At 66.1% G+C, this 26654-nt stretch carries 21 protein-coding genes and 1 tRNA gene; 2 read left to right on the forward strand and 20 right to left on the reverse strand.

What is annotated here, in order from left to right; genetic code table 11:
• Nucleotide 1: 1 nt before the first annotated feature.
• Genes AC3WMU_RS29400 through AC3WMU_RS29410 form a run of 3 tightly spaced genes read right to left on the reverse strand, consistent with a single transcriptional unit; the run spans nucleotide 2 to nucleotide 2409 of the window.
• A complete protein-coding gene (locus AC3WMU_RS29400; RefSeq protein ID WP_006224920.1) occupies nucleotides 2-532 on the reverse strand; it encodes a carboxymuconolactone decarboxylase family protein in 531 nt (176 codons plus the stop codon).
• Between the two features lie 2 nt (nucleotides 533-534).
• Complete coding sequence (locus tag AC3WMU_RS29405; protein WP_006224921.1) at nucleotides 535-1488, reverse strand: Bug family tripartite tricarboxylate transporter substrate binding protein; 954 nt, start codon at nucleotides 1486-1488, stop codon at nucleotides 535-537.
• A 54-nt stretch (nucleotides 1489-1542) separates the two neighbouring features.
• Entirely contained in the window at nucleotides 1543-2409 is an 867-nt protein-coding gene (locus AC3WMU_RS29410) for an amidohydrolase family protein (protein ID WP_492283372.1), read from the reverse strand.
• Between the two features lie 96 nt (nucleotides 2410-2505).
• Here AC3WMU_RS29410 and AC3WMU_RS29415 point away from each other — a divergent pair, with 96 nt between their 5' ends.
• Complete coding sequence (locus AC3WMU_RS29415) at nucleotides 2506-3414, forward strand: LysR family transcriptional regulator (RefSeq protein ID WP_492283373.1); 909 nt, start codon at nucleotides 2506-2508, stop codon at nucleotides 3412-3414.
• Here the strand turns inward: AC3WMU_RS29415 and AC3WMU_RS29420 are convergent.
• From AC3WMU_RS29420 to AC3WMU_RS29440, 5 genes are read right to left on the reverse strand one after another with little or no spacing between them, the layout of a single operon-like run.
• A complete protein-coding gene (locus tag AC3WMU_RS29420) occupies nucleotides 3411-4811 on the reverse strand; it encodes a heavy metal sensor histidine kinase (protein WP_492283378.1) in 1401 nt (466 codons plus the stop codon). The two genes, AC3WMU_RS29415 and AC3WMU_RS29420, sit on opposite strands and share 4 nt — an antisense overlap.
• A gap of 22 nt (nucleotides 4812-4833) precedes the next feature.
• Nucleotides 4834-5520, reverse strand: coding sequence for a heavy metal response regulator transcription factor (locus tag AC3WMU_RS29425; protein WP_280030046.1), 687 nt, complete (start codon nucleotides 5518-5520; stop codon nucleotides 4834-4836).
• 30 nt (nucleotides 5521-5550) lie between these two features.
• Nucleotides 5551-8769 (reverse strand): efflux RND transporter permease subunit, encoded by a 3219-nt coding sequence (locus AC3WMU_RS29430; protein ID WP_492283374.1) that lies wholly within the window; start codon nucleotides 8767-8769, stop codon nucleotides 5551-5553.
• A complete protein-coding gene (locus AC3WMU_RS29435) occupies nucleotides 8766-9944 on the reverse strand; it encodes an efflux RND transporter periplasmic adaptor subunit (protein ID WP_492283375.1) in 1179 nt (392 codons plus the stop codon). Before AC3WMU_RS29435 ends, AC3WMU_RS29430 begins: the two co-directional genes overlap by 4 nt.
• A gap of 4 nt (nucleotides 9945-9948) precedes the next feature.
• Entirely contained in the window at nucleotides 9949-11448 is a 1500-nt protein-coding gene (locus AC3WMU_RS29440) for an efflux transporter outer membrane subunit (RefSeq protein ID WP_492283376.1), read from the reverse strand.
• Nucleotides 11449-11707: 259 nt separating this feature from the next.
• On the opposite strand from AC3WMU_RS29440, the gene argG reads away from it, so the two are divergent.
• On the forward strand, nucleotides 11708-13048 hold the full coding sequence (gene argG / locus AC3WMU_RS29445) for an argininosuccinate synthase (protein ID WP_006224929.1): 1341 nt from the start codon (nucleotides 11708-11710) through the stop codon (nucleotides 13046-13048).
• Nucleotides 13049-13635: 587 nt separating this feature from the next.
• Here the strand turns inward: argG and AC3WMU_RS29450 are convergent.
• From AC3WMU_RS29450 to rnr, 12 genes are all read right to left on the reverse strand, one after another.
• Nucleotides 13636-15564: a potassium transporter Kup gene (locus tag AC3WMU_RS29450; protein WP_006224930.1), complete on the reverse strand. Its 1929-nt coding sequence runs from the start codon at nucleotides 15562-15564 to the stop codon at nucleotides 13636-13638.
• The gene (locus tag AC3WMU_RS29455) at nucleotides 15561-16676 is read right to left on the reverse strand and encodes a sensor histidine kinase (protein WP_085946937.1); all 1116 of its coding nucleotides are present in this window, start codon (nucleotides 16674-16676) and stop codon (nucleotides 15561-15563) included. The genes AC3WMU_RS29450 and AC3WMU_RS29455 overlap by 4 nt, the downstream gene beginning before the upstream one ends.
• A 66-nt stretch (nucleotides 16677-16742) precedes the next feature.
• Nucleotides 16743-17414 (reverse strand): response regulator transcription factor, encoded by a 672-nt coding sequence (locus AC3WMU_RS29460; RefSeq protein ID WP_006218435.1) that lies wholly within the window; start codon nucleotides 17412-17414, stop codon nucleotides 16743-16745.
• 66 nt (nucleotides 17415-17480) lie between these two features.
• Nucleotides 17481-17987: an ExbD/TolR family protein gene (locus AC3WMU_RS29465; protein ID WP_006224932.1), complete on the reverse strand. Its 507-nt coding sequence runs from the start codon at nucleotides 17985-17987 to the stop codon at nucleotides 17481-17483.
• A complete protein-coding gene (locus tag AC3WMU_RS29470) occupies nucleotides 17987-18955 on the reverse strand; it encodes a MotA/TolQ/ExbB proton channel family protein (protein WP_492283377.1) in 969 nt (322 codons plus the stop codon). Before AC3WMU_RS29470 ends, AC3WMU_RS29465 begins: the two co-directional genes overlap by 1 nt.
• A gap of 1 nt (nucleotide 18956) precedes the next feature.
• Nucleotides 18957-19754 (reverse strand): energy transducer TonB, encoded by a 798-nt coding sequence (locus AC3WMU_RS29475; protein WP_035213168.1) that lies wholly within the window; start codon nucleotides 19752-19754, stop codon nucleotides 18957-18959.
• 347 nt (nucleotides 19755-20101) lie between these two features.
• Nucleotides 20102-20177: transfer RNA gene (locus AC3WMU_RS29480), tRNA-Val, on the reverse strand.
• Between the two features lie 169 nt (nucleotides 20178-20346).
• Nucleotides 20347-20619, reverse strand: a complete 273-nt coding sequence (locus AC3WMU_RS29485) for an HU family DNA-binding protein (protein ID WP_003812968.1) — start codon at nucleotides 20617-20619, stop codon at nucleotides 20347-20349.
• A gap of 359 nt (nucleotides 20620-20978) precedes the next feature.
• Complete coding sequence (locus tag AC3WMU_RS29490; RefSeq protein ID WP_006224935.1) at nucleotides 20979-21659, reverse strand: Fe2+-dependent dioxygenase; 681 nt, start codon at nucleotides 21657-21659, stop codon at nucleotides 20979-20981.
• 58 nt (nucleotides 21660-21717) lie between these two features.
• Nucleotides 21718-22962: a cystathionine gamma-synthase family protein gene (locus AC3WMU_RS29495; RefSeq protein ID WP_006224936.1), complete on the reverse strand. Its 1245-nt coding sequence runs from the start codon at nucleotides 22960-22962 to the stop codon at nucleotides 21718-21720.
• Between the two features lie 51 nt (nucleotides 22963-23013).
• Nucleotides 23014-23751: a 23S rRNA (guanosine(2251)-2'-O)-methyltransferase RlmB gene (gene rlmB / locus AC3WMU_RS29500; protein WP_006224937.1), complete on the reverse strand. Its 738-nt coding sequence runs from the start codon at nucleotides 23749-23751 to the stop codon at nucleotides 23014-23016.
• A gap of 142 nt (nucleotides 23752-23893) precedes the next feature.
• Nucleotides 23894-26359 (reverse strand): ribonuclease R, encoded by a 2466-nt coding sequence (gene rnr, locus AC3WMU_RS29505; RefSeq protein ID WP_035213170.1) that lies wholly within the window; start codon nucleotides 26357-26359, stop codon nucleotides 23894-23896.
• Nucleotides 26360-26654 lie beyond the last annotated feature (295 nt).

A 26654-nucleotide genomic window follows, 5' to 3' on the forward strand; every position in this document is an offset into this window, starting at 1 on the left:
TTCAATGGCCGACGCGCAACGCCACCAGGAAGCGCGACACCATGTTGTACGCCCCGACCGTCGCCGTCAATTCCACCAGTTGCGTGTCGTCGTAGCGGGCGCGCAAAGGCGCGAACACCGCGTCGGGCACCTCGATATCGCGCGTCATCGCGTCGGTCAGCGCCAGCACCTCGGCCTCTCCCGGCGCCAACCCTTGCACCGTCTCCGGCGCCGGGTTGCTGCGCAGCGCATCGATCACCGCCTGCGGCATGCCGCCGGCCAGCGCGTGCGGCACGTGCGCCTCGAACTCGTAGGGCGCGTTGTTCAACGTCGCCACTCGCAGGATGATCAGCTCGCGCAGGCGCGGCGCCAGCGACGTTTTCTGGCGGATGGCGGTCAGCATGGCTTCCCAGCCTTCCACCACGGCAGGGCTGTTCAGCAATACCTGGTACAGCGGCGATATCCGGCCGCGCGCGGCGCTGATGCGCGCCTCCAGCGTGGCCAGCGCCGGGCGGGTGCCCGGTACGACGGGCGAGACTCGGCTTGCGCTCATGCTTACTCCGGGCGGATGTTCTTGCGCTGGATCAGCGCGGTCCACTTGTCGCGGTCCGACGCGATCAAGGCGGCCAGCTCCTGCGGCGAGCTGGCCGCGGCCTGGGCGCCGAACTTCTCCAGCTTGGCGCGCACGGCCTCGTTGCCCAAGGCGGCACGCACCGCCTGGTTCAGCTTGTCGACGGTGGCCGCCGGCGTGGACGACGGCGCCACGATGCCGTACCAGTTGTTCGATTCCACACCGGCGATGCCCTGCTCGGCCAGCGTCTTCACGTCCGGCAGCAGCGGATGGCGGGTGGGCGCGGCAATGCCCAGCGGCTTGAGCTTGCCGCCCTGGATGTGGCCGATCAGGCCCGGCACGTCACCGAAGAAGCCGGCCACCTGATTGCCCATCACGTCGTTGATGACGGGCGCGGCGCCCTTGTACGGCACGTGCAGCACGTTGGCCTTGCTGGCGTCGGCAAACATTTCCATGGTCAGGTGTGGAATGCTGCCGATGCCCGACGAGCCGATCGCGACCGACTGCTTGGCCGCCTGCGACTTCGCCACGAAGTCGGCGGCATCGGTGGCCGGATTGGACGGGTTCACCACGAACACCGTGGCGTTGTTCACCACTTTGGAGACCGGCGCAAAGTCGCGCACCGGATCGTACGGCAGGTCCTTGTACAGCGCCGGGCTGATCGCGACGGCGCCCACGCTGGTCAAGAACAGCACCGAGCCATCGCCTGGCGCCTTGGCCACATAGGCCGCGGCGATGTTGCCGTTGGCGCCCGCCTTGTTTTCGACGATGACCTGCTGCTTGAGCTCTTTGCCCAGCTGCTCGGCCAGCACGCGCCCCACCAGGTCCACCGGGCCGCCGGGCGGGAATGCGATGATCAGGCGGACGGGGCCGTCGGCGTGCGCCGCGCCAAACGCGGCCAGGCTCAGCACGGTGGCCGAGAGAATTTTCTTGAACATGGTGTCTCCTCGTTGAATGGAATGTTTTTTTGCTTGCCGTGACGGCCGCGCCGTCTACTTGAATCCGTACAGCCGCGCCGGGTTGTCCACCAGCACGCGCTGGCGCAGCGCGGCATCGGGACACGCGTCAAAGAACGTGTCCACCAGTTCGCCATCGTCGGGCATGTCGCCCGCGACGTTCGGGTGCGGCCAATCGGTGCCCCACAAGGTGCGGTCCGGCATGGCCTCAACCAGCGCGCGCACGAACGGGATGCCTTCGGCGAACGGACGCTGACCGGAAGCGATGCGGTCGATACCCGACACCTTGACCCAGGCCTGCGGCACGTCGGCCAGGCTCAGCAATGCGCGCATCGCGGGCGAATCCAATCCGTCGGTCGCCTTCAGCCGGCCCATGTGGTCCACGACGAATGGCACCGGCAGCGCCAGCAGGCGCGGCAACAGGTCCGGCAACATCGCCCCGTCCACATGCAGGCACAGGTGCCAGCCCAGCGGCGCGATCAGGGACACGACGTGGTCGAACACCGCCGGTTCAGGTGCGCCGCCCAGATGCGGCACGAAATTGAACCGCGCGGCGCGCACGCCGCCGTCATGCAATAGCTTCACGCTGGCCGCCGTGGCATCCGCGCCCAGCAATGCCACGCCGCGGTAACGGCCGCCGCTTCGGGCCAGCGCATCCAGCAAGGCGCTGTGGTCGGCTCCATGGCAGTTGGCCTGCACCACCACGGCCCGCTCCACGCCCAGATGGGCGTGCAACGCTGCCATCTTCGCGTACGGCGCATCGGGCGGCGTATAGGACCGGCCCTCGGCGTACGGAAACACGTCGCCCGGTCCGAAGACGTGGCAATGCGTGTCGCAAGCGCCAGGCGGCAACGCGTGGCGAGGGCGGGAGGGTGACGCAAGCGGGGGACGGCAATCAGGCACGGGCGGTTCCTGCGGGGAAAACGACATCGTCCCGGATTGCGGGCTGCCAAACAATGCTATATCTTTGATTTCAGATATAGATAAACCAAATATCCGATGGACCTCAAGCAGATCGAGTACTTCGTCAGGGTCGCCGAGCGGCGCAGTTTCTCGCGCGCCGCCGAAATGCTGGACGTGGCGCAACCCACACTCAGCCGGCAGGTTCGCCTGCTGGAACTGGAGCTGGGGCAGCACCTGCTGTACCGCAACGGTCGTGGCGCCGAACCCACCGAAGCCGGCCTGCGGTTTCTGGAGCACGCCCGCGCCCTGCTGACCCTGGCCGAGCGCGCCAAGGAAGACCTGCAGACCCTGCGCGAAACGCCGACCGGCAAGGTTGTCGTGGGGTTGCCGCCACGCATTGCCCGCGTGCTGACGCCGCCCCTGGTGCAGGCGTTTCGCCGCAGCTTTCCCGACGCCTCCATCGCGGTGGCTGAAGGCCTGAGCGCGCAGGTCCGCGAATGGCTGCTGGCTGGCCGGGTAGACCTGGCGTTGCTGTACGACCCGCCGCCCTCGCCCCAGCTGGCTTATGAATCGCTGTTTCGCGAAGACCTGGTGCTGGCGGCTGCCATGGGGCACCAGCCGCCGCTGCCTGCTCGGGTCGCGGTGGCGCAGTTGGGCGACTATCCGCTGGTGCTGCCCAGCCTGCCCAACGCCATCCGCACGCTGGTGGAAAGCATCTGCCGCGCCCAAGGCGTGCGCCTGAAGGTGGCCGCCGAAGTCGACGCCGTGCAGACCATCGTGGAACTCGCGGCGCAAGGCGACGCCTATGCCATCCTGCCGCGCTCGGCTGCCCGCGGCCCGGCCGCCGAGCACGCGCTGTCGCTCTGCGACATCGGGTCGCCCAAGATCACCAACAACCTGGTGCTGGCCAGCGCCCGCCACCGGCCGGCCACGCGCCTGGCCACGGCGACCGGCCTGCTGATCCAGAAACTGGAACTCGCCCGCCTGTTCGCACCCGCCGCCTAGCGGTGTGCCGCCTGCCGCGGCGGCTGCGCGTCCACGCTGAAGGCAATGCGCGTCGTCCCGTCCGCGCTGCTGGCCGACACCTCGCCGCCATGCATGGCGGCCACGGCCTTCACGATGGCCAGCCCCAGGCCGTGGCTATGCTCCTCTCCATCGCCGCGGCGCGCCGCGTCCACGCGGTAGAAGCGCTGGAACAGGTGCGGCAGATGCTCCGGCGCGATCGGCGGCCCGGCATTGCTGACGGCCACCTCCAGCCTGTCGCCGCGCCGCAGGATGTCGATCACGATCTCGGCGCCCGGCGCGGAATACTGGATCGCGTTCTGCAACAGGTTCGTCACGGCGCGCCGGAACAAGGCCGTGTCGATCAGCGCGCTGGCTTCGCGGTCGCCGTCGATGCGCACCCGCATGCCGGCCTCGTCCAGCAGGAATTCGAAGAACTCGGCGGTCTTGCCGACCTCGTCCGCCAGCACCGCATGGATACGGCCGGTCGCAGCCTCGCCCTGGTCGGCACGCGCCAGGAACAGCATGTCGTTGATCATGGCCCGCAAGCGGTCCAGCTCCTCGAGGTTCGATTGCAACACCTCTTGCAGGTCGTCCGAACTGCGCCGGCGCGACAACGCCACCTGGGTCTGGCCGATCAGGTTGGTCAGTGGCGTGCGCATCTCGTGCGCCACGTCGGCATTGAATGCCTCCAACTGGTTGTAGGCGTCTTCCAGGCGAGCCAGTGCGCCATTGAATGACGTTGCCAGGTCTTCCAGTTCCACCGGCAGCTCGGCCATGCTCAAGCGCTGCGACAAGGCGCTGGGCCGCAGCGCACGGGCCTCGGCCGACAGGCGGTTCAATGGCCGCAACCCCACGCGCGTCACCCAGAAGCCCAGCAACGCCATCAGCAGGATGGCCGTCAGCGACAGGCCCGCCATCGCCCACAGCAAGTAGCGCAACGTATGGGCGTAGGGCGCCGAGTCCATGCCCACGATCAGGCGCACCTGCGGGCGGGCCTGGTTCGCATCCACGGTGACGGTCAGCGTGCGCAAGGCATCCTCGCGGTCCGGCAAGGTGATCTTGCCGAAGCCGTCGGGGTTGCGCTCCAGGCTGCTGATGTCGGCCAGCCCCTTGCCGTACTCGTAGGCGGGGTCATCCGACAGCACCCAGAAGCGCAGGCTGCCGTCGGCGGGCGTCAAGGTATCCAGCTTGGTCTTGAAGCGCCCCCAGCGCTCGGGGTCGACGCTGCGAGTGAGCGAATAGCCGACTTCCTGCGCGGTGGTGCGCAGCGCGTCCTGCTGGATGCGGTCCAGCTGGCGGTCCAGCACGCCGTAAAGCGCCACGCCCGTCAGCGCAAAGGTCGCCGCCGCCGCCACCGCGTACAGGATCAGCAGCCGCGCCTTCAGCGACGCCTTCAACAGGCGCCTCACCGCAGGCCCCTCATTGGCCTGCCCCGTCGTCGCGCAGCTCCAGCACGTAGCCCATGCCCCGGATCGTGTGCAGCAGGCGGCGGCCGAACGGGGCGTCCACCTTGCCGCGCAAGCGCTTGATGGCGACTTCCACCACGTTGACGTTGCTGTCGAAGTTCATGTCCCAGACCAGTTCGGCAATCGCCGTCTTGGACAGGATCTCACCCTGGCGGCGCGCCAGCACGGCCAGCAACGCGAATTCCTTGGCAGTCAGGTCCAGCCGCGTGCCCGCCCGCCAGGCCTTGCGGCTGATCAGGTCGATCTGCAGGTCTCCGATGCGCAACTGCACGGGCTCCTGGGCACGGCCGCGCCGGGTCAGCGCCTGCAGGCGCGCCAGCAGTTCAAGAAAGGAAAAGGGCTTGACCAGGTAATCGTCCGCCCCGTCGTGCAGGCCGCGGATGCGGTCTTCGACCCCGTCGCGGGCGGTCAGCATGATGACGGGCGTCTGCCGCACGGTGCGCAGCGACCGCAGCACGGCAAAGCCGTCCATGCCCGGCAGCATGGCGTCCAGCACGATCACGTCGTAATCGTGTTCCAGGGCCAGGTGCTGGCCGTCGATGCCGTTGTGTGCGACGTCGACGGCGCAGCCCTGTTCGCCCAAGCCTTTGCGCAGGTAATCCGCCGTCTTCAGTTCGTCTTCGACTATCAGGATTTTCATGTGCCGCCCCGCAAGCCCTACGGTTGACCCCTATTTTGACTCAAGTCCGTCCGGCGGCGCGATCCCGGGCGGGTTCGCCCCACTCGTCCCACTCGCCCCGTTCGCCGTGGCCGTCCTGGCCGCCTTCCTGGCCGCCCGCGCCGCCTTGCGTTCCATGTACCAGTAGTGTGCGCGGTCCAGGTACAGGTAGACGACAGGCGTCGTGAACAGGGTCAGCGCCTGCGACACGATCAGGCCGCCCACCATTGCATACCCCAACGGCCGCCGCAGCTCGGACCCCTGGCCATGGCTCAGCATCAACGGCAGGCCGCTGAGCAGTGCGCACATGGTCGTCATCATGATGGGGCGAAAGCGCAGCACGCAAGCCTGGTAGATCGCCTCGGCCGGTGCCATGCCGTGCTCGCGCTCCGCGGTCAGCGCGAAGTCGATCATCATGATGCCGTTCTTCTTCACGATGCCGATTAGCAGGATGATGCCGATCAGCGCAATCACGCTCAGGTCATACCCGCCCGCCATCAGGATCAGCAGCGCGCCGACGCCCGCGGACGGCAGCGTGGACAGGATGGTCAGCGGATGGATATAGCTTTCGTACAGCAGGCCCAGCACGATGTAGACGGCGATCAGCGCCGCCGCAATCAGGTAGGGCTGGGTCGACAGCGAATCGCCGAAGGCCTTGGCCGTGCCCTGGAAGGCGCCCGCCAGGCTGGCGGGAGCGCCCATCCCGCTTTGCGCCTGCTGGATTGCCTGCACGGCATCGCCCAGCGACGCCCCCGGCGCCAGATTGAACGAGATGGTCACGGCCGGGAACTGGCCCTGGTGGCTGATCGACAGATAGGCCGTCTTGTCGGTATCCAGCTTCACGAAGGTCGACAGCGGCACCTGCTGGCCCGTCAGCGGCGAGGTCAGGTACAGCTTCGAGAACAAGCTGGGGTCCTGTTGCAGCTTGGGCATCACCTCCAGGATCACGTGGTAGCTGTTGATCTGCGTGAAATATTGCGCCACCTGGCGCTGGCCGATCGCGTCGTAGATCGTGGCGTCGATCAGCGCGGGCGAAATGCCGAACGACGACGCCCGCGCGCGGTCAATCGTCAACGACGCCGTGGCCGCCGCGTTCTGCTGGTCGGACGCCACATCGGTCAGTTGCGGCAGGCCCCGAAACGCCGTCAGCAGCTTCGGCGCCCAGACGTTCAGTTCGTCCAGGCTGGAATCGGTCAACGTGTACTGGTACTGCGTGCGCGACAAGCGCCCGCCCACATTGATGTCCTGCCCGGCCTGCATGAACAGCGTCACGCCTTCCAGCTTGGCCAGCTGCGGACGCAACCGCGCGATCACCTCGTCGGCGGATGCGGTGCGGCCTTCGTCCTTGGGCTTCAAGCCGATATAGAAGTTGCCGGTGTTGTACGTGCTTTGGCTGCCGTTGAACCCGAAGCTGGCAATATCCGGGTCCTGCCGGATCACGTCGGCCATCTGGATCATGCGCTGGTTCATCAGCGAAAACGACGAATCCTGCGCCGACTCCGCAAAGCCGAAGATGAAGCCCGTGTCCTGTTGCGGGAAGAAGCCCTTCGGGATCACCATGAACAGCGCCACTGTGCAGGCGACGGTCGCCAGGAACACGCACAGCGTGGCGAACTGATGCCGCAGCACCAGCTTCAGCCCGCGCTCGTAGCCGTGGAGCATGGCGTCAAAGCCGCGCTCGAACAACTGGTACAGGCGGCCATGCCGCTCGCCGTGATGGTCCTTCAGGTAGCGCGAACACAGCATCGGCGTCAGCGTCAGCGACACCAGCACCGACACCACGATGGCCAGCGTCACCGTCACGGCGAACTCGCGGAACAGGCGCCCGACGATACCGCCCATCAGCAAGAGCGGGATGAACACCGCGATCAGCGACACCGAGATCGACACGATGGTGAAGCCGATTTCACCGGCGCCCTTGTAGGCGGCCTCCATCGGCGACATGCCGGCCTCCACATGCCGGTAGACGTTCTCCAGCATCACGATGGCGTCGTCCACCACGAAGCCGACGGCGATCGTCAACGCCATCAGCGACAGGTTGTCCAGGCTGAAGCCCACCACGTACATCACGGCGGCCGTGCCCATCAGCGCCAGCGGCACCGTGACGCACGGAATCAGCGTGGCCGCCACGTTGCGTAGGAACAGGAAAATCACCAACACCACCAGGATGATGGTGAGCGTCAGCGTGAATTCCACGTCCGTGACTGAGGCCCGGATCGTCTGGGTGCGGTCGATGATGGTGTTCACGTGCACCGACGGCGGGATCGACGCCTCCAGTCGAGGCAGCGCCGCGCGGATGCGGTCCACGGTCTCGATGACGTTGGCGCCCGGCTGCTTGCTGATCTGCAGCACGATCGACCGGCCGTTGGTGATCGTATTGTCGGGCGGCGAGGCCTTGCCCGCGTAGGCCCAGCCTGCCAGCTTGGTGTTCTCGGGCCCGTCCACCGCCACGCCCACGTCGCGCACCCGGATCGGCGCGCCGTTGCGGTAGGCCAGCACCATGTCGTTCCACTGCGCGGCCGACAGCAACTGGTCGTTGGTATAGGTGGTGAAGCTCTGGCGCGCGCCGTCGATGGTGCCCTTGGGCTGATTGACCGTGGTGGTGGCGATCACGCCCCGGATGTCTTCCAGGCTCAGGCCCAGGGCCGACAGCTTGCCCGGATCCACCTGGATCCGCACCGCGGGCTTTTGCTGGCCACCGATGTTCACCAGCCCCACGCCGGAAATCTGCGAGATCTGCTGGGCCAGGATGTTGTCGGCGAAATCGTTCACCTGGATCAGCGGCAGCGTGTCGGACTGCACCGCCATCACCATGATGGGCGCATCGGCGGGGTTGACCTTGCGAAACGTCGGCGGGTTCGGCAGGTTCGCCGGCAACTGCCCGGTGGCGGCGTTGATGGCCGCCTGCACGTCCACCGCCGCCGAATCGATGCTGCGGTTCAGGTCGAACTGCAAGGTGATCTGCGTGTTGCCGATGGCGCTGACCGAGGTCATCTGCGACAGGCCGGCGATCAGCGAAAACTGCCGCTCCAGCGGCTGCGCCACGTTGGACGCCATCGTCTCCGGACTGCCGCCAGGCAGGTTGGCCTGCACCTGGATCGTCGGGAAGTCCACCTGCGGCAAGGGCGCCACGGGCAGCAGCGGCCAGGCCGCGATCCCCACCAGCAGGATCGCCAGCGCCAGCAGCGACGTGCCGATGGGCCGCTTGATGAAATTGGCCGAGATGCTCATTTCGCGCTCCCGCCCGCGGCCGGCGCCGAAGCCGCCGCCAGCTCGCGCACCTTGCTGCCCGGCTTCAGCTTGTACTGCCCGTCCACCACCACGCGCTGCCCGGCGCTCAGGCCATCCTGGATGACCGCCACGCCGTCCTGCATCCGCTCGACCTTCACGGCACGGGGCTGCGCCACGCCATCGCCATCCACCGCGTACACGTAGGTGCCGGTCTGGCTACGCTGCACGGCGGCGACCGGCACGGTCAGCGCGCTTTCGTGCGCGTCCAGCACCAGCCGGGCGTTCACATACAGGCCCGGCCACAGACGGTGGCGGGGGTTGTCGAAGCGGCCCTTGAGCTGCACCGTGCCGGTGGTGGTGTCGATCTGGTTGTTCAGCAACACCAGCGTTCCGGTTTCCAGCGGTTCGTTGCTGTCGCGCGCATAGGCCACCACCGGCAGCGGCTGCCCGCGATCCATGGCGGCGTTGATCGCGGGCACCGACTCTTCGGGCAACGAGAACTGCACGGTGATCGGATCGATCTGGTTGATCACGACCAGGCCGTTCGCGTCGGCGGCGTGCACGATGTTGCCCGGGTCCACCAGCCGCGCGCCTACCCGGCCCGCGATCGGCGCCACGATGCGCGTGTAGTCCAGCTGCACCCGGGCATAGCTGATCTGCGCGTCATCGGTCTGCGTCGCGGCCTCCAGTTGCGCCACCAGCGCGCGCTGCGCGTCCAGCGTCTGCTGCGTGGCGGCGTCCTCGCGCTGCAGACGGGTGTAGCGCTGCAAGTCCAGGCGGGCGTTCAGCAACGTCGCCTGGTCCTTCGCCCGCTGCGCCTGCGCCTGCGCCAGTTGGGCCTGCAAGGCGCGCGGGTCGACATTGGCCAGCACCTGCCCGGCCTTCACGTCCTGCCCTTCGACGAAACCCACGCTGTCCAGTTGCCCGTCCACGCGCGCCTTGACCGTCACGCTGGCCGCCGCCGTCACCGTGCCCACGCCCGTCAGATAACGCGCCACGTCTTGCTGGCGCACGGACGTTGTCGCCACCGGCACCACCGGCTCGGGCGCGGCGGGCGGCGCGGCGCGGCCCCGCAGGAACAGCCAGACCGCCAGCACACAGGCCACGACGGCAAGCGCCACGACGCCTGCGCGCAATCCTGCGCGTCGATTGGGGGAAGTCACCGCCTTGTCCATGGACTCACTCGTTCTCGGTAGGTTGGCTTGCAGCTTGCGGTTGGCCGGCGATCGCCAGCGCTTGCGCATCGGGGGTATTGAGCGCATCGGCGTTCCAGCCGCCGCCCACGGCTTTGATCAGCGCCACGCTGGCCACCAGTTGGCGGCCTCGCAGCTGCACGGCGGTGCGTTCGTTGGACAGGGTCAGCGCCTGGGCGACGGCCACGGTCAGAAACGTGGTCGTGCCGGCCCGGTACTGCGCCAGGGCCAGCCGCTCGCTCAACCGCGACGCCGTCACCGCGTCGTCCTGCGCGCGCGCTTCGTTATCCAGCACGCGCAAGGTGGACAGGTTGTCCTCCACTTCCTGGAAGGCGCCCAGCACCGTCTGCTTGTATTGCGCGGCGCTGGCATCGAAGACCGCCACGGCCTGCGCATCGCGGGCCTTGCGCAACCCGCCGTCAAATACCGTTTCGGCCAGCAGCGCGCCCAGCGACCAGACGCGGCCGGGCGCGTTGAACCATTGCGCAAAGCTGGCGGCGCCGAAGCCGCCGCTTGCTGATAGCACCAGCGACGGGAAATACGCCGCGCGCGCCACCCCGATGCCCGCATTGGCCGACGCCACATCGCGTTCAGCCGCGGCGATGTCCGGCCGCCGCTCCAGCAGGTCCGACGGTAAACCGGTAGGCACCGGAGGCACCTGAAACATCCAGGGTTGGCCGGCCGGCACGGGCGGCAGGCTGAACTGGGCCGGCGCCCGGCCCGTCAGGATGGCGATGGCATGTTCCAGCTGGCTGCGGGTCGCGTCCAGGTCGATCGACTGGGCTTCTGCGGTCTTCAACTGCGCTTCGGCCTGCGCCACGTCCGAGCGCAACGCCACGCCGGCGTCGTACTGGCTTTGCGTCAGCTTGAGCGTGCGCGTGTAGGCATCCAGCGTGCGGGCGTACAGGTCTTTCTCGCGGTCCACCGCCCGCAGTTGCAGGTAGTCCTGCGCCAGGGCGGCCTGGATGCTGAGCCGGGCGGCGGCCAGGCTGGCCTGGCTGGCCTGCGTCGACGCATCGCTGGCTTCGACCTGGCGGCGTACCGCGCCCCACAGGTCGGGCTCCCAGGACACGTCCAGCGCGGCGGCATAGCCGTTGGACTCCCCCGCCACGCCATTGCTCTTTGCCCGCGCCCGCTGGGCCGACGCGTTCACGCCTGCGGTGGGCCAGAAACCCGCCCGGGCGGCATCGGCGGCGGCGCGCGCCTGCCGGTACTGCGCCTGGGCCTGCTGAATGGTCTGGTTGGCGGCATTGGCCTGCACGATCAGGCCACTGAGCGTCGGGTCGCCATAGGCTTCCCACCAGGGGCGGGACCCGTCCACCACGCCGGGCTGGGCGGTTTTCCAGGGCCCCGACTCCTTGTAGCCGCCCGGCAGGTCCATCGCGGGACGCTGGTAGTCCGGGCCGGCCGCACAGCCGGCCAGGCCCAACAGGGCCGCCAGCCCGGCCGCCGCCCAGCGCGGCGCGATCCGCTTTCCAGTGTTCATTTTCAGCGCCGCCGATGCGGCCGACAGTCAGTACGCCCCCACTGTAGGAAGGCGTGCGGGACCCCACGCTGTCCGGATCCTGACAATTCGGACAGGTTCGGCGCCGCCGCCGGGGACGGAACCCGGCCATCCGCCGCATCCACGCGGCCTGCCTGCCCGGCTGCGCCGCCCCGCCCGGGCAAAAGAGTTAAAATGCCGTCACCTTTCTTGTTTGGCGGCTCGTTGCTGTCAAAGTCCTGTTGGCGTCTCACCTCAAACAATGACCACTATCCTCCCGAACCTTCCCACCGGCCAGAAGGTCGGCATCGCCTTTTCCGGCGGCCTCGACACCAGCGCAGCGCTCCTGTGGATGCGCAATAACGGCGCCATCCCGTACGCCTACACCGCGAACCTGGGCCAGCCCGACGAGTCCGATTACGACGAGATCCCGCGCAAGGCCCTGGCCTACGGCGCCGAAAACGCCCGCCTGATCGACTGCCGCGCGCAGTTGGTGGCCGAAGGCATCGCTGCCCTGCAAGCGGGCGCGTTCCACATCTCGACCGCCGGCATCACCTACTTCAACACGACCCCGATCGGCCGCGCAGTCACCGGCACGATGCTGGTGGCCGCCATGAAGGAAGACAACGTCAACATCTGGGGCGACGGCAGCACCTTCAAGGGCAACGACATCGAGCGCTTCTACCGCTACGGTCTCCTGACCAACCCGGACCTAAAGATCTACAAGCCCTGGCTCGACCAGCGCTTCATCGACGAGCTCGGCGGCCGTTCGGAAATGTCCGAATACATGCGCCAAGCCGGCTTCGACTACAAGATGTCGGCCGAAAAAGCCTACTCCACCGACTCCAACCTGCTGGGCGCCACCCACGAAGCCAAGGACCTGGAGCAACTGAACTCCGGCATCCGCATCGTCAAGCCCATCATGGGCGTGGCGTTCTGGCGCGACGACGTGGCTGTCAAGGCTGAAGAAGTCACCGTCCGCTTCGAGGAAGGCCAGCCGGTCGCCCTGAACGGCGTGGAATTCAGCGACCCGGTCGAACTGCTGCTGGAAGCCAACCGCATCGGCGGCCGCCACGGCCTGGGCATGAGCGACCAGATCGAAAACCGCATCATCGAAGCCAAGAGCCGCGGCATCTACGAAGCCCCGGGCCTGGCCCTGCTGTTCATCGCCTACGAACGCCTGGTCACCGGCATCCACAACGAAGACACCATCGAGCAGTACCGCGAAAACGGCCGCAAGCTGGGCCGCCTGCTGTACCAAGGCCGCTGGTTCGATCCGCAAGCCATCATGCTGCGCGAAACCGCCCAACGCTGGGTCGCCCGCGCCATCACCGGCGAAGTCACCATCGAACTGCGCCGCGGCAACGACTATTCGCTGCTGAACACCGAATCGGCCAACCTGACGTACGCCCCCGAGCGCCTGTCCATGGAAAAGGTGGAAAACGCTCCCTTCACTCCGGCAGACCGCATCGGCCAGCTGACCATGCGCAACCTCGACATCGTCGACACCCGCGAAAAGCTGTTCACCTACGTCAAGACCGGCCTCCTGGCCTCCAGCGGCACCTCGCTGCCGCAGCTGAAGGACGACGGCAAGAAGAAGTAATTCTTCCACCCAAAAAAAAGCCCCTCGGCGAACCCGAGGGGCTTTTTTATTGTGCGGGCGTCATGGCGGCGCCGGCGCAATCTGATGATTCGTTGGGGATCGTCGTGTGGTGACGGCAGCTTGATGGGTTACGCGCGCTGGGCACCAGATCAATTGCGGACAGTTTCCCCGCGCTCCACCCATCCTACGGCCCCACGCCCCGACGCCCCCTTCGCGCATTCGCGAAGCGCCCCCACCTCGACGCAAGACACCGCGTAAGCGCCAAAAGGCCGCCCGCGCGGCCGGCCTGGCGCGGGCCCCGCAAAACCATCCACCATCACCCACTTGTAGGCCAGAACCCCAAGCACCCCACCCGCCCCGGCCGACGTCAGGTTCCAACCACCAAAGCCCGGCCTGGCGGCGGCGCGGCAAGCGCGGGGAGTCGATAAGCCCGAGGGAATCTGAAGGAACTGCCAGCGGCAGTGACGAAGATGACGACGGGGGAGTCCGGAGCGAAAGCTCCGGACCGCAATCGTTGACCCGCGCTTGCCGCGCCGCCGCCAGGCCGGGCGTCTTAAGAACCATCAACGCCCAGCAGAAAAAAAAGACTACAACTCCACCTGCATCCCCATCTCCACCACCCGATTCGCCGGAATCTTGAAAAACTTGGTACTTCGCGTCGAATTCCGGGCCATGAAGGAAAACACCGCCCTTCTCCACCGCCACAACGCCGGCTTCCTGGCCGCCACCACCGTCTGCCGCGACAGGAAGTAAGACGTGCGCATCGGTTCCAGATCCAGCTCCGGATACGCCTCGGCCACCAGCCGCAGCGCCTCGGGCACGTCCGGATCTTCCTTGAACCCGTAGTTGATCGTCGCCGTCCAGCTGGACGCGCTCAGCTTCTTCACCACGAAACGCTCTTCGGGCGAGATATACGGCACATCCGCCACCAGGATCGTCAGGAACAGCACATGGTCGTGCAGCACCTTGTTGTGCTTCAAGTTATGCAGCAGCGCCGGCGGCACATTGCCCGAATTCATCGTCATGAAGATCGCCGTGCCCGGCACCCGCGACGGCGGATATTCCTCAAGCTGTTCCATGAATTCCTTGAGCGGCTGCCGGTCGCGATGCTGCATGTCCGACAGCAGATGCCGGCCGCGGCGCCACGTCATCATCAGCGTGAACACCACAATCGCCACCAGCAGCGGCAGCCAGCCGCCCTCATGGATCTTGAACACGTTGGCCGAAAACAGCAGCACGTCGAACAGCAGCAAAAAGCCCAGCACCGTAAACCACAGCATGCGCTTGACGCCCGTGGAGCCGCGCGGCAGCACTGCGAAGGCCAACACCGACGTCGTCAGCATCGTGCCCGTCACCGCAAAGCCGTAGGCGGCGGCCAGGTTGTCCGAATTGCGGAACAGCAGCACCAGCACCAGCACCGCGCACAACAGCAGCGCATTGACCTGCGGCAGGTAGATCTGCCCCTTTTCCACCGCCGACGTATGCAGGATCTGCATGCGCGGCCAGAAGCCCAGTTGCACCGCCTGGCGCGTCACCGAATAGGCGCCGGAAATCACCGCCTGCGATGCCACGATCGTCGCGATGGTGGCCAGCGCCACCAGCGGCGCCAAGCCCCACTCGGGCGCCATCATGAAGAACGGATTGCGGATCGCCGTGGGGTCGCGCAGCAGCAGCGCGCCCTGGCCGAAATAGCACAGCGTCAGCGCCGGCAGCACCATGCTGAACCAGGCGCTGCGGATCGCCGGGCGGCCAAAGTGGCCCATGTCGGCGTACAGCGCCTCGGCGCCGGTCAGTGCCAGCACCACCGCGCCCAGCAGCACGAAACTGATCAGCGGGAATTCCACGATGAAGCGCAGGCCCCACATCGGGTTCAAGGCCGACAGCACTTCCGGCGTCTGCCAGATCTGCCAGGCGCCCAGCGCGGCCAGCGTGCCGAACCACACCAGCATCACCGGGCCGAACAGCTTGCCCATCACGCCCGTGCCATGCGACTGGATCGCAAACAGCGCCACCAGCACCACCAGCGCGATCGGCACCACCCACCGGTCCAGCGTGTGCGACACGATCCCGATGCCTTCCAGTGCCGACAGCACAGAGATGGCGGGCGTGATCATGCTGTCGCCATAGAACAGCGCCGCGCCAAAAATGCCCAGCACGATCAGCACCCAGCGCATCTTGCCTTCGCGATTGCGCACCGCCAATTCCAGCAGCGCCAGCGTGCCGCCTTCGCCGCGGTTGTCGGCGCGCAGCACCAGCGTCACGTACTTCAGGGACACCACCACCATCAGCATCCAGAACAGGATGGACAGCACGCCCAGCAGATGCGCCGGCTCCAGGTCGGTATGCACGCTCAAGCCCGTCAGGCAGGCGCGCAGGGTGTACAGCGGGCTGGTGCCGATGTCGCCATACACCACGCCCAGCGCGCCCATGATGAGCGCCGCGCGCGACGAGGGCGCGTGCGCGCCTCCCGCATGCGCCCCGGGCGATGAAGGAACACCAGCCGTGGCTTGGCTCATGATGTGGGTTCTTGACGAGTAAGTTGGGCCCCTTTGCGGGGGCCGGGGAACACGACGGACAGCCGTGTGCCGGAAAAATCGGGACGGCTGGTCAGCTTCCACCAGGCGCCGTGTGCGTGCGCAATCTCGCGCACGATCGCCAGACCCAGGCCCGAGCCGCCGGCCGTCGCGGTCGGCGACCGGTAGAAAGCCTCGAACACGCGGTCACGCTCGTCGGGGGGAATGCCAGGCCCGTCGTCCTCGACCGTCAGAGACGGGGGATTGGCGCCCACGATCAGCGTGATGCGGCCGGTCTCGTTGCCATAGCGCAGGGCGTTGTCGATCAGGTTGCTCAGCAGTTCGGCCAGCAGCAAGGGGTCGGCGTCGATCCAGATGGGCGCGTCGGGCGCCACCAGGTCCAGCTCGTACCGCGCCTCGCGCACCCGGGGAAACCACTCGGCGCCGTGCACCCGCACCCATTCGCACAGGTCGATGCGCACAAAGCTGTCCTGGGGACGGGCATTGGGGTCGGCGCGCGCCAGCACCAGCAGCTGCTGGCCCAGCCGGATCATGCGGTCGCTGACGGCCTTGATGCGCTCGGCGCGGGCCCGCACGTCGTCAGGCAAGGGACGGGCCAGCATCAGCTCGGATTCGAGCCTCAGGCCCGATAAGGGGGTGCGCAACTGGTGGGCGGCATGCCCGATGAAGCGGCGCTGCGCCGCCAGCGAGGCGTCCAGCCGCAGCAGAAGGTCATTGGTGTGGGTCACCAGCGGTTCGATCTCTACCGGCACGCCCGCCACTTCCAGCGGCTGCATATCGTCAATGGAACGCTGGCGGATCTCTTCGGACAAGTGGTTCACGGACCGCAGTCCGGAGCGCACGCCCTGCACAACCACCCAGGTGAACAAGGCGATCAGCGCCACCTGCCCCACCACCATCAGCCAGAAGAAATCCTCCAGCATCCAGAGCGACATGTCGATCTTGTGGGTGATGACCCAGGTTGCAGCCAGGTCCAGCAGGACCAGCAGCAGGATCGGCGGCATCAGGCGTATCACCAGATGCCGCGCCAGCGAGCGTGAAGGGAGCAAGGGGCGTGCTGCCGGAAGAGCGGAAGGAGTGCGTTCCTGCGTCATGACGCGATACCCTCGCTTGAGCGGATGGAAGCGCGCAGCCGGAGCATGCCGGCCGCGACGGGCCCGTCAGGCCGTTTCCACATCCAGCATGTAGCCGAAGCCACGCACCGTCTGGATGCTGGCGCCCGTGCCTTCCAGGCGCTTGCGCAGGCGGTACACATACACTTCGACGGCGTTTTCGCTGAAATCGGCGTCCCAGGCGGACAACGAGTTGACGATCTGGCGCTTGGTCACGACGCGGCCCACGCGGGCCATCAGCATCTCCAGCACGGAGAGCTCGCGCACGGACAGCGACAGGCGCTGACCATTGGCGCGGACTTCGCGGCCGACCGTGTCGAACACCAGGGGACCCACTTCGATCAGCGGCTGCGCCTGGCCGGCGCGGCGGCGGCCGAAGGCGCGCACGCGCGCCGCCAGCTCGGGCAGTTCGAAAGGTTTGGTGACGTAGTCGTCGGCGCCGGCATCCAGGCCTGCGACGCGGTCTTCGATGCCGTCGCGCGCCGTGAGGATCAGCACCGGAACCTGATTGCCGTCCTGGCGCAGTTGCCGCAGCACATCAAGCCCGCTCATGCCGGGCAGATTGAGGTCGAGCAGCATCAGGTCATACGGCTGGCCTGCCAAAGCGCCCAGGACACGGTCGCCTTCAGTCAGCCAGTCGACCGCATAACCCTGGTCGGCCAGGAATTCCTGGAGCGCATGGCCCAGGGTGGTGTCGTCTTCGATTACCAGTACTCGCATGCCGCGATTCTAGCGCGATCCGAAAAAAAAGGGGCGCGAAATGCGCCCCTTTCTCTCAGGATCCGTTCACCGGCCGGACGGTGCCCCGGCAGGCGCCGGGGTAGCCCCGCCCGGGGCAGCGCCCGCGGCCGGCGCTTCGGTCGCAGCGGCCCCGCCCGAGGGCGGCGTCGTGACGAACCCGATGCGCGACATTCCCGAGCGGCGAGCCGAGGCCATGACCTTGGCCAGCGTTTCGTAGCGGGTGTTCTGGTCGGCGCGAATGCGGATTTCCGGTTGCGGCTTGGTGCCGGCGATCGACTTGAAGCGGTTCGGCAGGTCATCGATATTGACCGGCTTTTCGTCCCAGAACAGCGCACCGCTGGCATCGATCGCCAGGTCCACGGTCTTGGGCTCTTCCTCGATCTGCTCGGCGGCCACCTGGGGCATGTTGATCTTGATCGAGTGCGCCAGGAGCGGCGCCGTGATGATGAAGATCACCAGCAGCACCAGCATGACGTCGATCAGGGGCACCATGTTGATCTCGGAAACCGTATGGCTCCCGGACCCTTTACCCTCGAAGCTGCCAAAGGCCATTATTCGCTCCCGCGTTGAGCCGCGGCGCCGTTCCCGTTCTGGCGGCGCAGCGCGCGCACCTTGCCGTCGGACAGCGACACTTGCTGGCCGGTGGTCAGGAACGCGAACAGGTCATGGGCAAACGCATCCAGGCGCGACAGGAACACGCGGTTGTTGCGCACGAAGGTGTTGTAAGCCAGCACCGCGGGAATGGCCACGGCCAGGCCCAGGCCCGTCATGATCAGGGCTTCGCCCACCGGACCGGCGATGCGGTTGATGGTCACGCCGTCGGACAGGCCGATGCCCACCAGGGCGTGGTACACGCCCCACACCGTGCCGAACAGGCCGACGAACGGAGCGGTCGAACCCACCGACGCCAGCACCGTCAGGCCGTTTTCCAGCTTGGCGGTTTCTTCGTCGATGACCTTGCGCATGGTGCGCGTGACGAAATCGGAATTGCTGCCCGATTCTTCCAGCTTGGTCGCGCCGAACTTGTTGTGGTGTGCCTGCGCGTGCATGGCGTGGCTGGCCAGGTGCGAGAACGGATCGCGCGCACCATGCGTGCTGATTTCGTGCTCGACCTGCTCCAGCGAGCTGGCGTTCCAGAACTTGTTCAGGAAGTCGGCCGAACGCTTGCGCATGCTGACGTTGCTGGCGGCCTTGACCAGGATCAGGTACCAGGTCACCAGCGACATCAGGATCAGGATGATGAACAGGCTCTTGCCCACGAAGTCGCTCTGCGCGACAAAGTGCAGGAAGCCCATGTCGGGCACGGCCGGGGCCGGCGGCAGCGACGGCAGCGCGGCGGCGGCGCCGTGCAGCGCGTCTGCCGATTGCTGGACGACACCGCCAGCGGCGGTAGCAGCTTGTTGGGCTGCGGGCGCGGCCGCGGCGGCGGCGGCGGGCGCAGCGGCGCCGGCAGCAGCCGGCGCTGCCGGGCTGGTGGTCGCCTGCGCCACCAGGGTGGCGCTATGCAGTGCGTTGGACATCTCAGTTCCTCATTACGAAATCGAACGGAATTTTGGCTTTGGCGGGATAGGCCACGCCGTTACGGGTATAGGGCTTGAACTTGGCCTTGCGGGCGGCGGTCAGTGCCGATTCGTCCAGTCTCGGGAAACCCGATGACGTGTCGATCGAGGCGCGGTCCACCAGGCCCTGCGTATTGATCTCCACCAACACCAGCACCCGTCCCTCTTCCCGCATGCGGCGTGAGGTCTGCGGGTAGACGGGCATGGGGCGCGCACCCTGGAACTCGATGCTCGACACCAGGATCGGCTGGTCAGGCGGAGGCCCTTGCTGCGGGCTCTGCGAGGCCTGCGCACCATCCGTCGCGCCAGCGGGCGGCGTCTGCGGAGGCGGCGTCTCGGGCTTGGGCTCGGGTTTGACTTCCTGCTTGGGCTGGGGCTTGGGTTTGGGCTTCGGTTTGGGCTTGGGCGCCGGCATCGGCGGCTTCTCGACCACCGGCTCGGGTTCCGGTTCGGGCTCGGGCTTCAACTCGGGTTCGGGCTCGGGTTCCGGCTCGATCTCGGGTTGCGGCTCGGGCGGCGGTTCGACGACCGGCTGCGGCACTTCCGGCGTGGGTTCAGCCTTCGCGATCTGCGGGATGGGCGCATCCACCAGACTGACCATGACGGCCTCGGGCTCCTCCAGTTCAGGACGATTCGCAGGAGCCATGAAAATGGCACCGATCACTGCCGCATGAAGCGCGACAACCGCCAGGCCAGCGCCTGCACGTATACCAAATGAAGACGGCGAAGATGAATTCCAACCGCGTTGAAAACTAGGCATGAATCAGCCAGGGGTGCATTGACTTATCCGGCCAGCCAGGGAGAAGACGCACACGAAAAAGTGACGCCGGTTGGCCGGTACAAGCCGAACATAATATCTTAAATGCGAATGATTCGCACGTCCTATTTCGTCTGGGCTAGCGTAGCACCCCTGGGCGCGCGTCCGTTCCGAATGCATAAAACGTTTACGAAAAAATCTGGCGCCCCGGAAATGGCGGGGACAACCTGGGCCGGCCCACACGCGAAAACGGGGGCCCGAAAACAAAAAACCCGCCACGGTGACGTGTGCGGGTCTTGTGTGCGGCAGGAAGGGAACCCTTGGGGATCCAAACCGCCTGCGTGGGCTTCTGGTGGGTGCTACAGGGGTCGAACCTGTGACCTACGCCTTGTAAGGGCGCCGCTCTACCAACTGAGCTAAGCACCCGATCCTGACTGCTTATCGCTGCTTGCCACTCGCCATCAATGTGATGATTCGTGCCAGGCAAACTGCCAACTCGGGGTACTCAAAAGCAATACGCGGGCCGGAGTATACCGGACCGCGTAGTTGTCGGCAAATCGCTTGGGGCCAATGCCCGGCGACCGCCATGCCGTCCTTAGTTGACGGCGTCCTTCAGGGCCTTGCCCGGACGGAACTTCGGCACCTTGGCCTTCTTGATCTTGATGGTTTCGCCGGTACGCGGATTACGGCCGGTGCGAGCAGCGCGAGCCGACACGGCAAACGTGCCAAAGCCAACCAGCGTGACCGTACCGCCCTTCTTCAGGGTGGTCTTGACGGCACCGATCAAGGCGTCGAGCGAACGACCGGCGGCAGCCTTGGAGATATCGGCCTTGCTGGCGATGTGATCGATGAGTTCGGTTTTGTTCATTCAGGTGTACCCCTCACAAGGTATTGAGTCTGGCGAGGCCGTGCGGTTCATGACTGTCAAGATGGGACGCCACAAACCAACGCATGGCCCGACAAACGACGAACAGACAGTGGATAAACTTTTTTCTTGCGCTGCAAAGCACAACTTTTAAACTGCTGCGCCGCTTAGGTTTTGATGGCTTTGATGCCGTCAAACCGTCAGCGACGCAGACATGTATTAGGCCTTGGCGGGGCGCGGCTGTCAAGCGAAAACCTCACCACAACCCGCGCCAATACTAGCTTTTAGCTGATTTCGCAATATACAAAAACGCGCATTTCGGTGTTTGCGCGACACCGTCCGGATATCGTTTCAAGCCTGAATCAAACATCGACCCAACGACGCAGCAAATTGTGATAAATGCCCGTCAGCTGCACGATGGAAGGATGCCCCGCGGCATCCTGGTTCAGACGCTGGATGGCCACATCCATGTCCAGCAACAAGGCGCGCTGGCTGTCTTCCCGCACCAGGCTCTGCATCCAGAAGAACGAGCTCACGCGCGCTCCGCGCGTGACGGGATTCACCTTGTGCAGGCTCGTGCCCGGGTACAGCACCATGTGCCCTGCAGGCAGCTTTACCGCCCGCGGACCGTAGGTGTCGTCGATGACGAGCTCGCCGCCGTCGTAGGAATCGGGTTCAGAGAAGAACAGCGTGGCCGACAGGTCGGTGCGCACGCGCTCGGCCGTGCCGGTGATGCCGCGCACCGCGTTGTCCACGTGATAGCCGAAAGCCTCGCCGCCTTCATAGCGGTTGAATAGCGGCGGGAATATCTTGCGCGGCAACGCGGCCGACATGAACAGGTTGTTCGCCGCCAGACGCTGCAGGATCAGGTTGCCCAGCTCTTCTGCAAGCGGGTGCTGCTCGGGCAACTGGCGGTTGCGCTTGACCTCGGCCGACTGGTAGCCCGCCGTGACCTTGCCATCCACCCAGTCGGCGGCGTCCAGCCTGGCCCGGATATCCGCTGCTTCTTGCGGCGTGAAAACTTCTGCGATCTGTATAAGCATGAGAACCGTCCCGATTGCAAAGCCGGCGCGCCCTCGCGCCCGGCTTGCGCTTGCCGCATTATCCCTTCAGGCAGCCGGTCAGCGCCTGATCGAAATCAAACAGCAAATCGGCCTCGTCCTCGATGCCCACCGATACCCGGATGAGGCTGTCGGCAATGCCCATCTGCTTGCGGCGTTCGGCGCCCATCTCGTAATAGATGGTGTGCGCGGCAGGCAGCGCCAGGCTGCGCGTGTCGCCCAGGTGCGTGGCCATCAGCACGATGCGCAGGCGATTCAGGAAATCGAAGCAATCCACGCCATCGGCCAGCTCCACACCCAGCAGCCCGCCGAAGCGCGCGCCGAACAGCGCCGTCGCCCGCGCATGCTGCGGATGGCCTGCAAGGCCCGGATAGTGCACCTTGGCCACGCCGGGGTGCTCTTCCAGGAAACGCGCCAGCGCCAGCGCGTTGGCGCAGTGCTTGGCCATGCGCAGCGCCAGTGTCTCGGCGCCCACCGCGATCCGGTGCGCGGGTTCGGCGGCCAGGGTGCCGCCCATGTCGCGCAAGCCCTTCTTCTTGATCTGCGTCAGCCCCCAACCGGTGGACGCGCCCTTGCGGTACGCGTCATAGATGTTGGAGTAGTCGGACCAGTCGTACAGGCCGGTGTCGGTCACCGAGCCGCCCAGCGCGTTGCCATGGCCGCCGATGTACTTCGACAAGGAATTCATGACCAGCGACGCACCCACCGTCGAGGGGCGGAACATCCACGGCGAGGTCAACGTGTTGTCCACGACGTAGACCAGATTCTTCTCGCGGCAGATCTCGCCGATGACGGCCAGGTCGGCAATCTGCGTGCCCGGGTTGGCGATCGTCTCGGTAAAGACCATGCGCGTGTTGGGCTGGATCGCAGCGCGCACCTGGGCCGAGTCCGTCGCGTCCACGAACGTGATCTCCACGCCCAGTTCAAGCAACGTGCCCAGCAGGCTGTTGGTGTTGCCGAACACGAACTGGCTGGACACCAGGTGGTCGCCCCGGCGCAGCAGCGTCGTGAAGATGGCCGACAGCGCGGCCATCCCCGTGGCGAAGCTGACCGTGCCCTTGCCGCCTTCCATGTGGTTGATCTTGGCTTCCAGCGCCGTGGTGGTGGGCGTACCCTGGCGCGCGTACGTGAAGCCCGCCTTGCCCTGGAACACCGCAGCCAGCTCGCGGGCGTCGTCATAGGCGAACTCCGACGACGGATGCATGGGCTTGTGCACCGCTCCGTGCTCGACGGATTGTTGGCGGTCGGAATGGAGGATCGTGGTGGTAAAGCCGTTCTGGTGCATGATGGGCTGACGCGTAAAGGAAGAGCTACGAATAAGTCGGGTCGGGCAAAATCAGGATTGGCGCTGGCGCACGGTCTCGTACAGGCAGACGGCGCTGGCCACGCTGACGTTCAGGCTTTCCACCGAACCCAGCATGGGGATGTTCACCAGTTGGTCGCAGGTTTCCCGCGTCAGGCGACGCATGCCCTCGCCTTCCGCCCCCATGACCCACGCCATCGGCTGGCGCGCATCGATCTTGTGCATGCTGTCGGTCGCCTGGTCGTCGGTGCCGACCAGCCAGACGCCGCGGTCCTTCAGGCTGCGCATCGTGCGCGCCAGATTGGTGACCATCACGTACGGCACGGTGTCGGCGGCGCCGCAGGCCACGCGTTGCACCGTGGCGTTCAAGCCCACGGCACGGTCGCGCGGCGCGATCACGGCGTGCACGCCAGCGGCATCCGCGGTGCGCAGGCAGGCGCCCAGGTTGTGGGGATCGGTCACGCCGTCCAGGATCAGCAGCAGCGGCGGGCCCTCGATCACGTCGAGCACCTCATCCACGTCCACCGCCAGTTGGCGTTCGTCGGCCAGGGCCACGACGCCTTGATGGCGCGTGCCGCGCGACAGGCCGTCCAGGCGCTCCATCGGCACCGGATGCAGGCGGCAGCCCGCCTTTTCGGCTTGCTCGATGAAGGTCTGCATCCGCTTGTCGCGGCGCGACGCCTCTACATAGATTTCCTTGATCGACTCGGGCGCGTGACGCAGCCGCGCGACAACCGCGTGAAACCCGGCCAGAACTTGGGTCGACGCCATAAATGCAATACCTTTAGATAAACGAATACCCGCCCCAAAGGGGGCGGGCCACCGGACCAAGCCGGCCATCAGCGCAATGTTACCCCTTATGGCCGCGCCGCCCTAAGACGGGCTGGCCATAACGGGGCGCATTCAGGGCAGATCAGTGCCGCTTGTGCGTCGCCTTCTTGGCCGGCGCGGCGCGTTTGGCTGCCCTGGGCGGCTTGCCCGCCTTCTTGGCGTCCGCGCGCCGCTCCTTGGCGGTCTGTCCCTTCAGGGCGGCCGGCTTGGGCGCCGCCGCCTTCTTCACGCGGCGCATCGGCTCTTCCGGCCCACGGGCCGCCGCCTTGCGCAGCGCGTCGAAACTCGTACCCTGCACCAGACGGAATTCGATGCGGCGCGCTTCCAGATCCACGCGCGCCACCTGCACCTGCACCTTGTCGGTCAGGCGATACCGCATGCCGGTGCGCTCACCGCGCAGTTCGTGCAGGGCGTCGTTGAACTGGAAGTACTCGCCGCCCAGTTCGGAGACGTGCACCAGCCCTTCGACGTGCAGCGTATCCAGCGTGACGAAGATGCCGAAGCTGGCCACGCCGGTGACGGTGCCGCTGAAGTCTTCGCCCACACGCTCCTTGACGAACCAGCACTTGAGCCAGGCCTCGACGTCGCGCGACGCCTCATCGGCGCGGCGTTCGCTGGCCGACAGCACCAGGCCCATCTTTTCCCAGATGGCGTGCTCGTGTTCCTTCTGCGTGCGGCCGATGACGACCGCCTGGTCGTCCAGGCTGGGCACATAGCGCTGCCCGGCCAGCAAGGCCTTGATCACCCGGTGCGTCAGCAGGTCGGGATAGCGGCGGATGGGCGACGTGAAGTGGCTGTAGCCCGGGTACGACAGGCCGAAGTGACCCATGTTGTCGGGGCTGTAGACGGCCTGCTGCATGGAACGCAGGCACATGGTCTGCAGCAGCTGGTAATCGGGACGGCCGCGCACGGTATCCAGGAAATCGCCGTAATCCTTGGCGGTAGGCGTTTCGCCGCCGCCCATCGACAGGCCCATCGTGCGCAGGAATTCGCGCAGCGACTGCAGGCGTTCCGGGGTGGGACCTTCGTGGATGCGGTAGAGGCCCGGATGCTTGCTGCGCGTCATGAAGTCGGCCGCGCAGGTGTTGGCGGCCAACATGCATTCTTCGATCAGCTTGTGGGCGTCGTTGCGCACCGACGGGACGATCTGTTCAATCCGGCCCAGTTCGTTGCAGACGATCTTGGTCTCGACCGTGTCGAAATCAATGGCGCCGCGCTTCTTGCGGCCCTGCACCAGCAACTGGAACAGCTCGTACAGGTGCTGGACCTGCGGCATGACGGCGCGCATCGCCGCGGCGGCCGGGCCGCCGGGCTGCTGCAAGGCCGCCCAGATGTTCGTGTAGGTGGTGCGGGCATGCGAGTGCATCACCGCGTTGTAGAACTGGTAGGCCGTTACCGTGCCGGCCTTGGCGCCGGTGGCCGGAATCACCATGTCGCAGACCAGCACCAGGCGGTCCACGTCGGGGTTCAGCGAACACAAGCCATTGGACAGCGTCTCGGGCAGCATCGGAATGACGCGGCGCGGGAAGTAAACGCTGGTGCCGCGTTCGATCGCGTCATCGTCCAAGGCGTCGCCCGGACGCACATAGTGGCTGACGTCGGCAATGGCCACCAGCAAACGCCAACCCGGGCGCTTGCGCTGGCCCGTGCCCAGTTCGACGGGTTCGCAATAGACGGCATCGTCGAAGTCGCGCGCGTCTTCGCCATCGATGGTGATCAGCGGCACATCGCGCAAGTCCACGCGGTCTTTCAGGTCGCTCTTGCGCACCACGTCCGGCAAGCGCGCGGCCTGCTTGCGGGCGGCTTCCGAGAATTCGACGGGCACGTCGAACTTGCGCACCGCGATCTCGATTTCCATGCCGGGGTCATCGATTTCGCCCAGCACCTCGGCCACGCGGCCCAGCGGCTGCGTGTGGCGCGTGGGCTGCTCCATGATCTCGACCGCGACCACTTGCCCGTGCTGGGCGCCGTTGGTGTCGCTGGGCGGAATCAGGATGTCGTGCTTGATGCGCTGGTCTTCGGGCACGACGATGGACAAGCCATGCTCGTGCAGGAAACGGCCCACCAGCTTGTTGGTGCGGCGTTCGATGACTTCGACGATGGTGCCTTCCGGCTTGCCGCGGTATTCGCCCGACGGCTTGACCAGCACGCGATCGCCATGCAGCACCTTGAGCATTTCGCGCGGCGACAGGAACAGGTCCGGGCCGCCGTCATCACGCAGCAGGAAGCCGAAACCGTCGCGGTGGCCCAGCACCTTGCCGGCGACAAAATCCAATTTGGTCGCGAGCAGCAACACGCCCTTGCGGTTGGGCATCAGTTGCCCGTCGCGTTCCATGGCGCCAAGCCGGCGCTCGAACCCGACCATCGTCGCGGCACGCTCTACGCCCATGCGCTCGGCCAATTCCACCGGAGACAACGGCGAACCCGCGGCACGCAGCGCGGTCAGAATGGCTTCACGGGACGGGACATCAGGATCGAAGTCCGGCGGCGCTTCGGGCAAGGGTGTTGATCTGTTGTTTTTCGATTCGTTATTCGATCGTTTTGCCAAAGCTGAAATTTCCGTATATAATGCGCAGCTTCTGTGGTTCGCCCAAGGCTGAACACTGAAGCAGAAATGGTCAGAGGGGTCGAAAGACCCATTGTAAAACCAACTGCGCTCGGGACGCATGTTTTAGTTAAGTAAGTACGCTGGAAACAACGTACAGGCCTTAATAAAAACAAAGCAACTAGAGCGGCAGCGTATCACATAGTTCTGACAGTATCTTTCAGTGCCCAGGTGGCGGAATTGGTAGACGCGCACGGTTCAGGTCCGTGTGCCGCAAGGTGTGGAGGTTCGAGTCCTC

This window comes from Achromobacter sp. FW305-C-13, from assembly GCF_058783475.1.

What these genes read in the sequence shown, in the direction of transcription:
- AC3WMU_RS29400 (WP_006224920.1), bottom strand. Translation starts at nt 532, where the DNA reads ATGAGCGCAAGCCGAGTCTCGCCCGTCGTACCGGGCACCCGCCCGGCG.
- AC3WMU_RS29405 (WP_006224921.1), bottom strand. Translation starts at nt 1,488, where the DNA reads ATGTTCAAGAAAATTCTCTCGGCCACCGTGCTGAGCCTGGCCGCGTTT.
- AC3WMU_RS29415 (WP_492283373.1), top strand. Translation starts at nt 2,506, where the DNA reads ATGGACCTCAAGCAGATCGAGTACTTCGTCAGGGTCGCCGAGCGGCGC.
- AC3WMU_RS29425 (WP_280030046.1), bottom strand. Translation starts at nt 5,520, where the DNA reads ATGAAAATCCTGATAGTCGAAGACGAACTGAAGACGGCGGATTACCTG.
- AC3WMU_RS29430 (WP_492283374.1), bottom strand. Translation starts at nt 8,769, where the DNA reads ATGAGCATCTCGGCCAATTTCATCAAGCGGCCCATCGGCACGTCGCTG.
- AC3WMU_RS29435 (WP_492283375.1), bottom strand. Translation starts at nt 9,944, where the DNA reads ATGGACAAGGCGGTGACTTCCCCCAATCGACGCGCAGGATTGCGCGCA.
- AC3WMU_RS29440 (WP_492283376.1), bottom strand. Translation starts at nt 11,448, where the DNA reads ATGAACACTGGAAAGCGGATCGCGCCGCGCTGGGCGGCGGCCGGGCTG.
- argG (WP_006224929.1), top strand. Translation starts at nt 11,708, where the DNA reads ATGACCACTATCCTCCCGAACCTTCCCACCGGCCAGAAGGTCGGCATC.
- AC3WMU_RS29450 (WP_006224930.1), bottom strand. Translation starts at nt 15,564, where the DNA reads ATGAGCCAAGCCACGGCTGGTGTTCCTTCATCGCCCGGGGCGCATGCG.
- AC3WMU_RS29455 (WP_085946937.1), bottom strand. Translation starts at nt 16,676, where the DNA reads ATGACGCAGGAACGCACTCCTTCCGCTCTTCCGGCAGCACGCCCCTTG.
- AC3WMU_RS29460 (WP_006218435.1), bottom strand. Translation starts at nt 17,414, where the DNA reads ATGCGAGTACTGGTAATCGAAGACGACACCACCCTGGGCCATGCGCTC.
- AC3WMU_RS29465 (WP_006224932.1), bottom strand. Translation starts at nt 17,987, where the DNA reads ATGGCCTTTGGCAGCTTCGAGGGTAAAGGGTCCGGGAGCCATACGGTT.
- AC3WMU_RS29470 (WP_492283377.1), bottom strand. Translation starts at nt 18,955, where the DNA reads ATGTCCAACGCACTGCATAGCGCCACCCTGGTGGCGCAGGCGACCACC.
- AC3WMU_RS29475 (WP_035213168.1), bottom strand. Translation starts at nt 19,754, where the DNA reads ATGCCTAGTTTTCAACGCGGTTGGAATTCATCTTCGCCGTCTTCATTT.
- AC3WMU_RS29485 (WP_003812968.1), bottom strand. Translation starts at nt 20,619, where the DNA reads ATGAACAAAACCGAACTCATCGATCACATCGCCAGCAAGGCCGATATC.
- AC3WMU_RS29490 (WP_006224935.1), bottom strand. Translation starts at nt 21,659, where the DNA reads ATGCTTATACAGATCGCAGAAGTTTTCACGCCGCAAGAAGCAGCGGAT.
- AC3WMU_RS29495 (WP_006224936.1), bottom strand. Translation starts at nt 22,962, where the DNA reads ATGCACCAGAACGGCTTTACCACCACGATCCTCCATTCCGACCGCCAA.
- rlmB (WP_006224937.1), bottom strand. Translation starts at nt 23,751, where the DNA reads ATGGCGTCGACCCAAGTTCTGGCCGGGTTTCACGCGGTTGTCGCGCGG.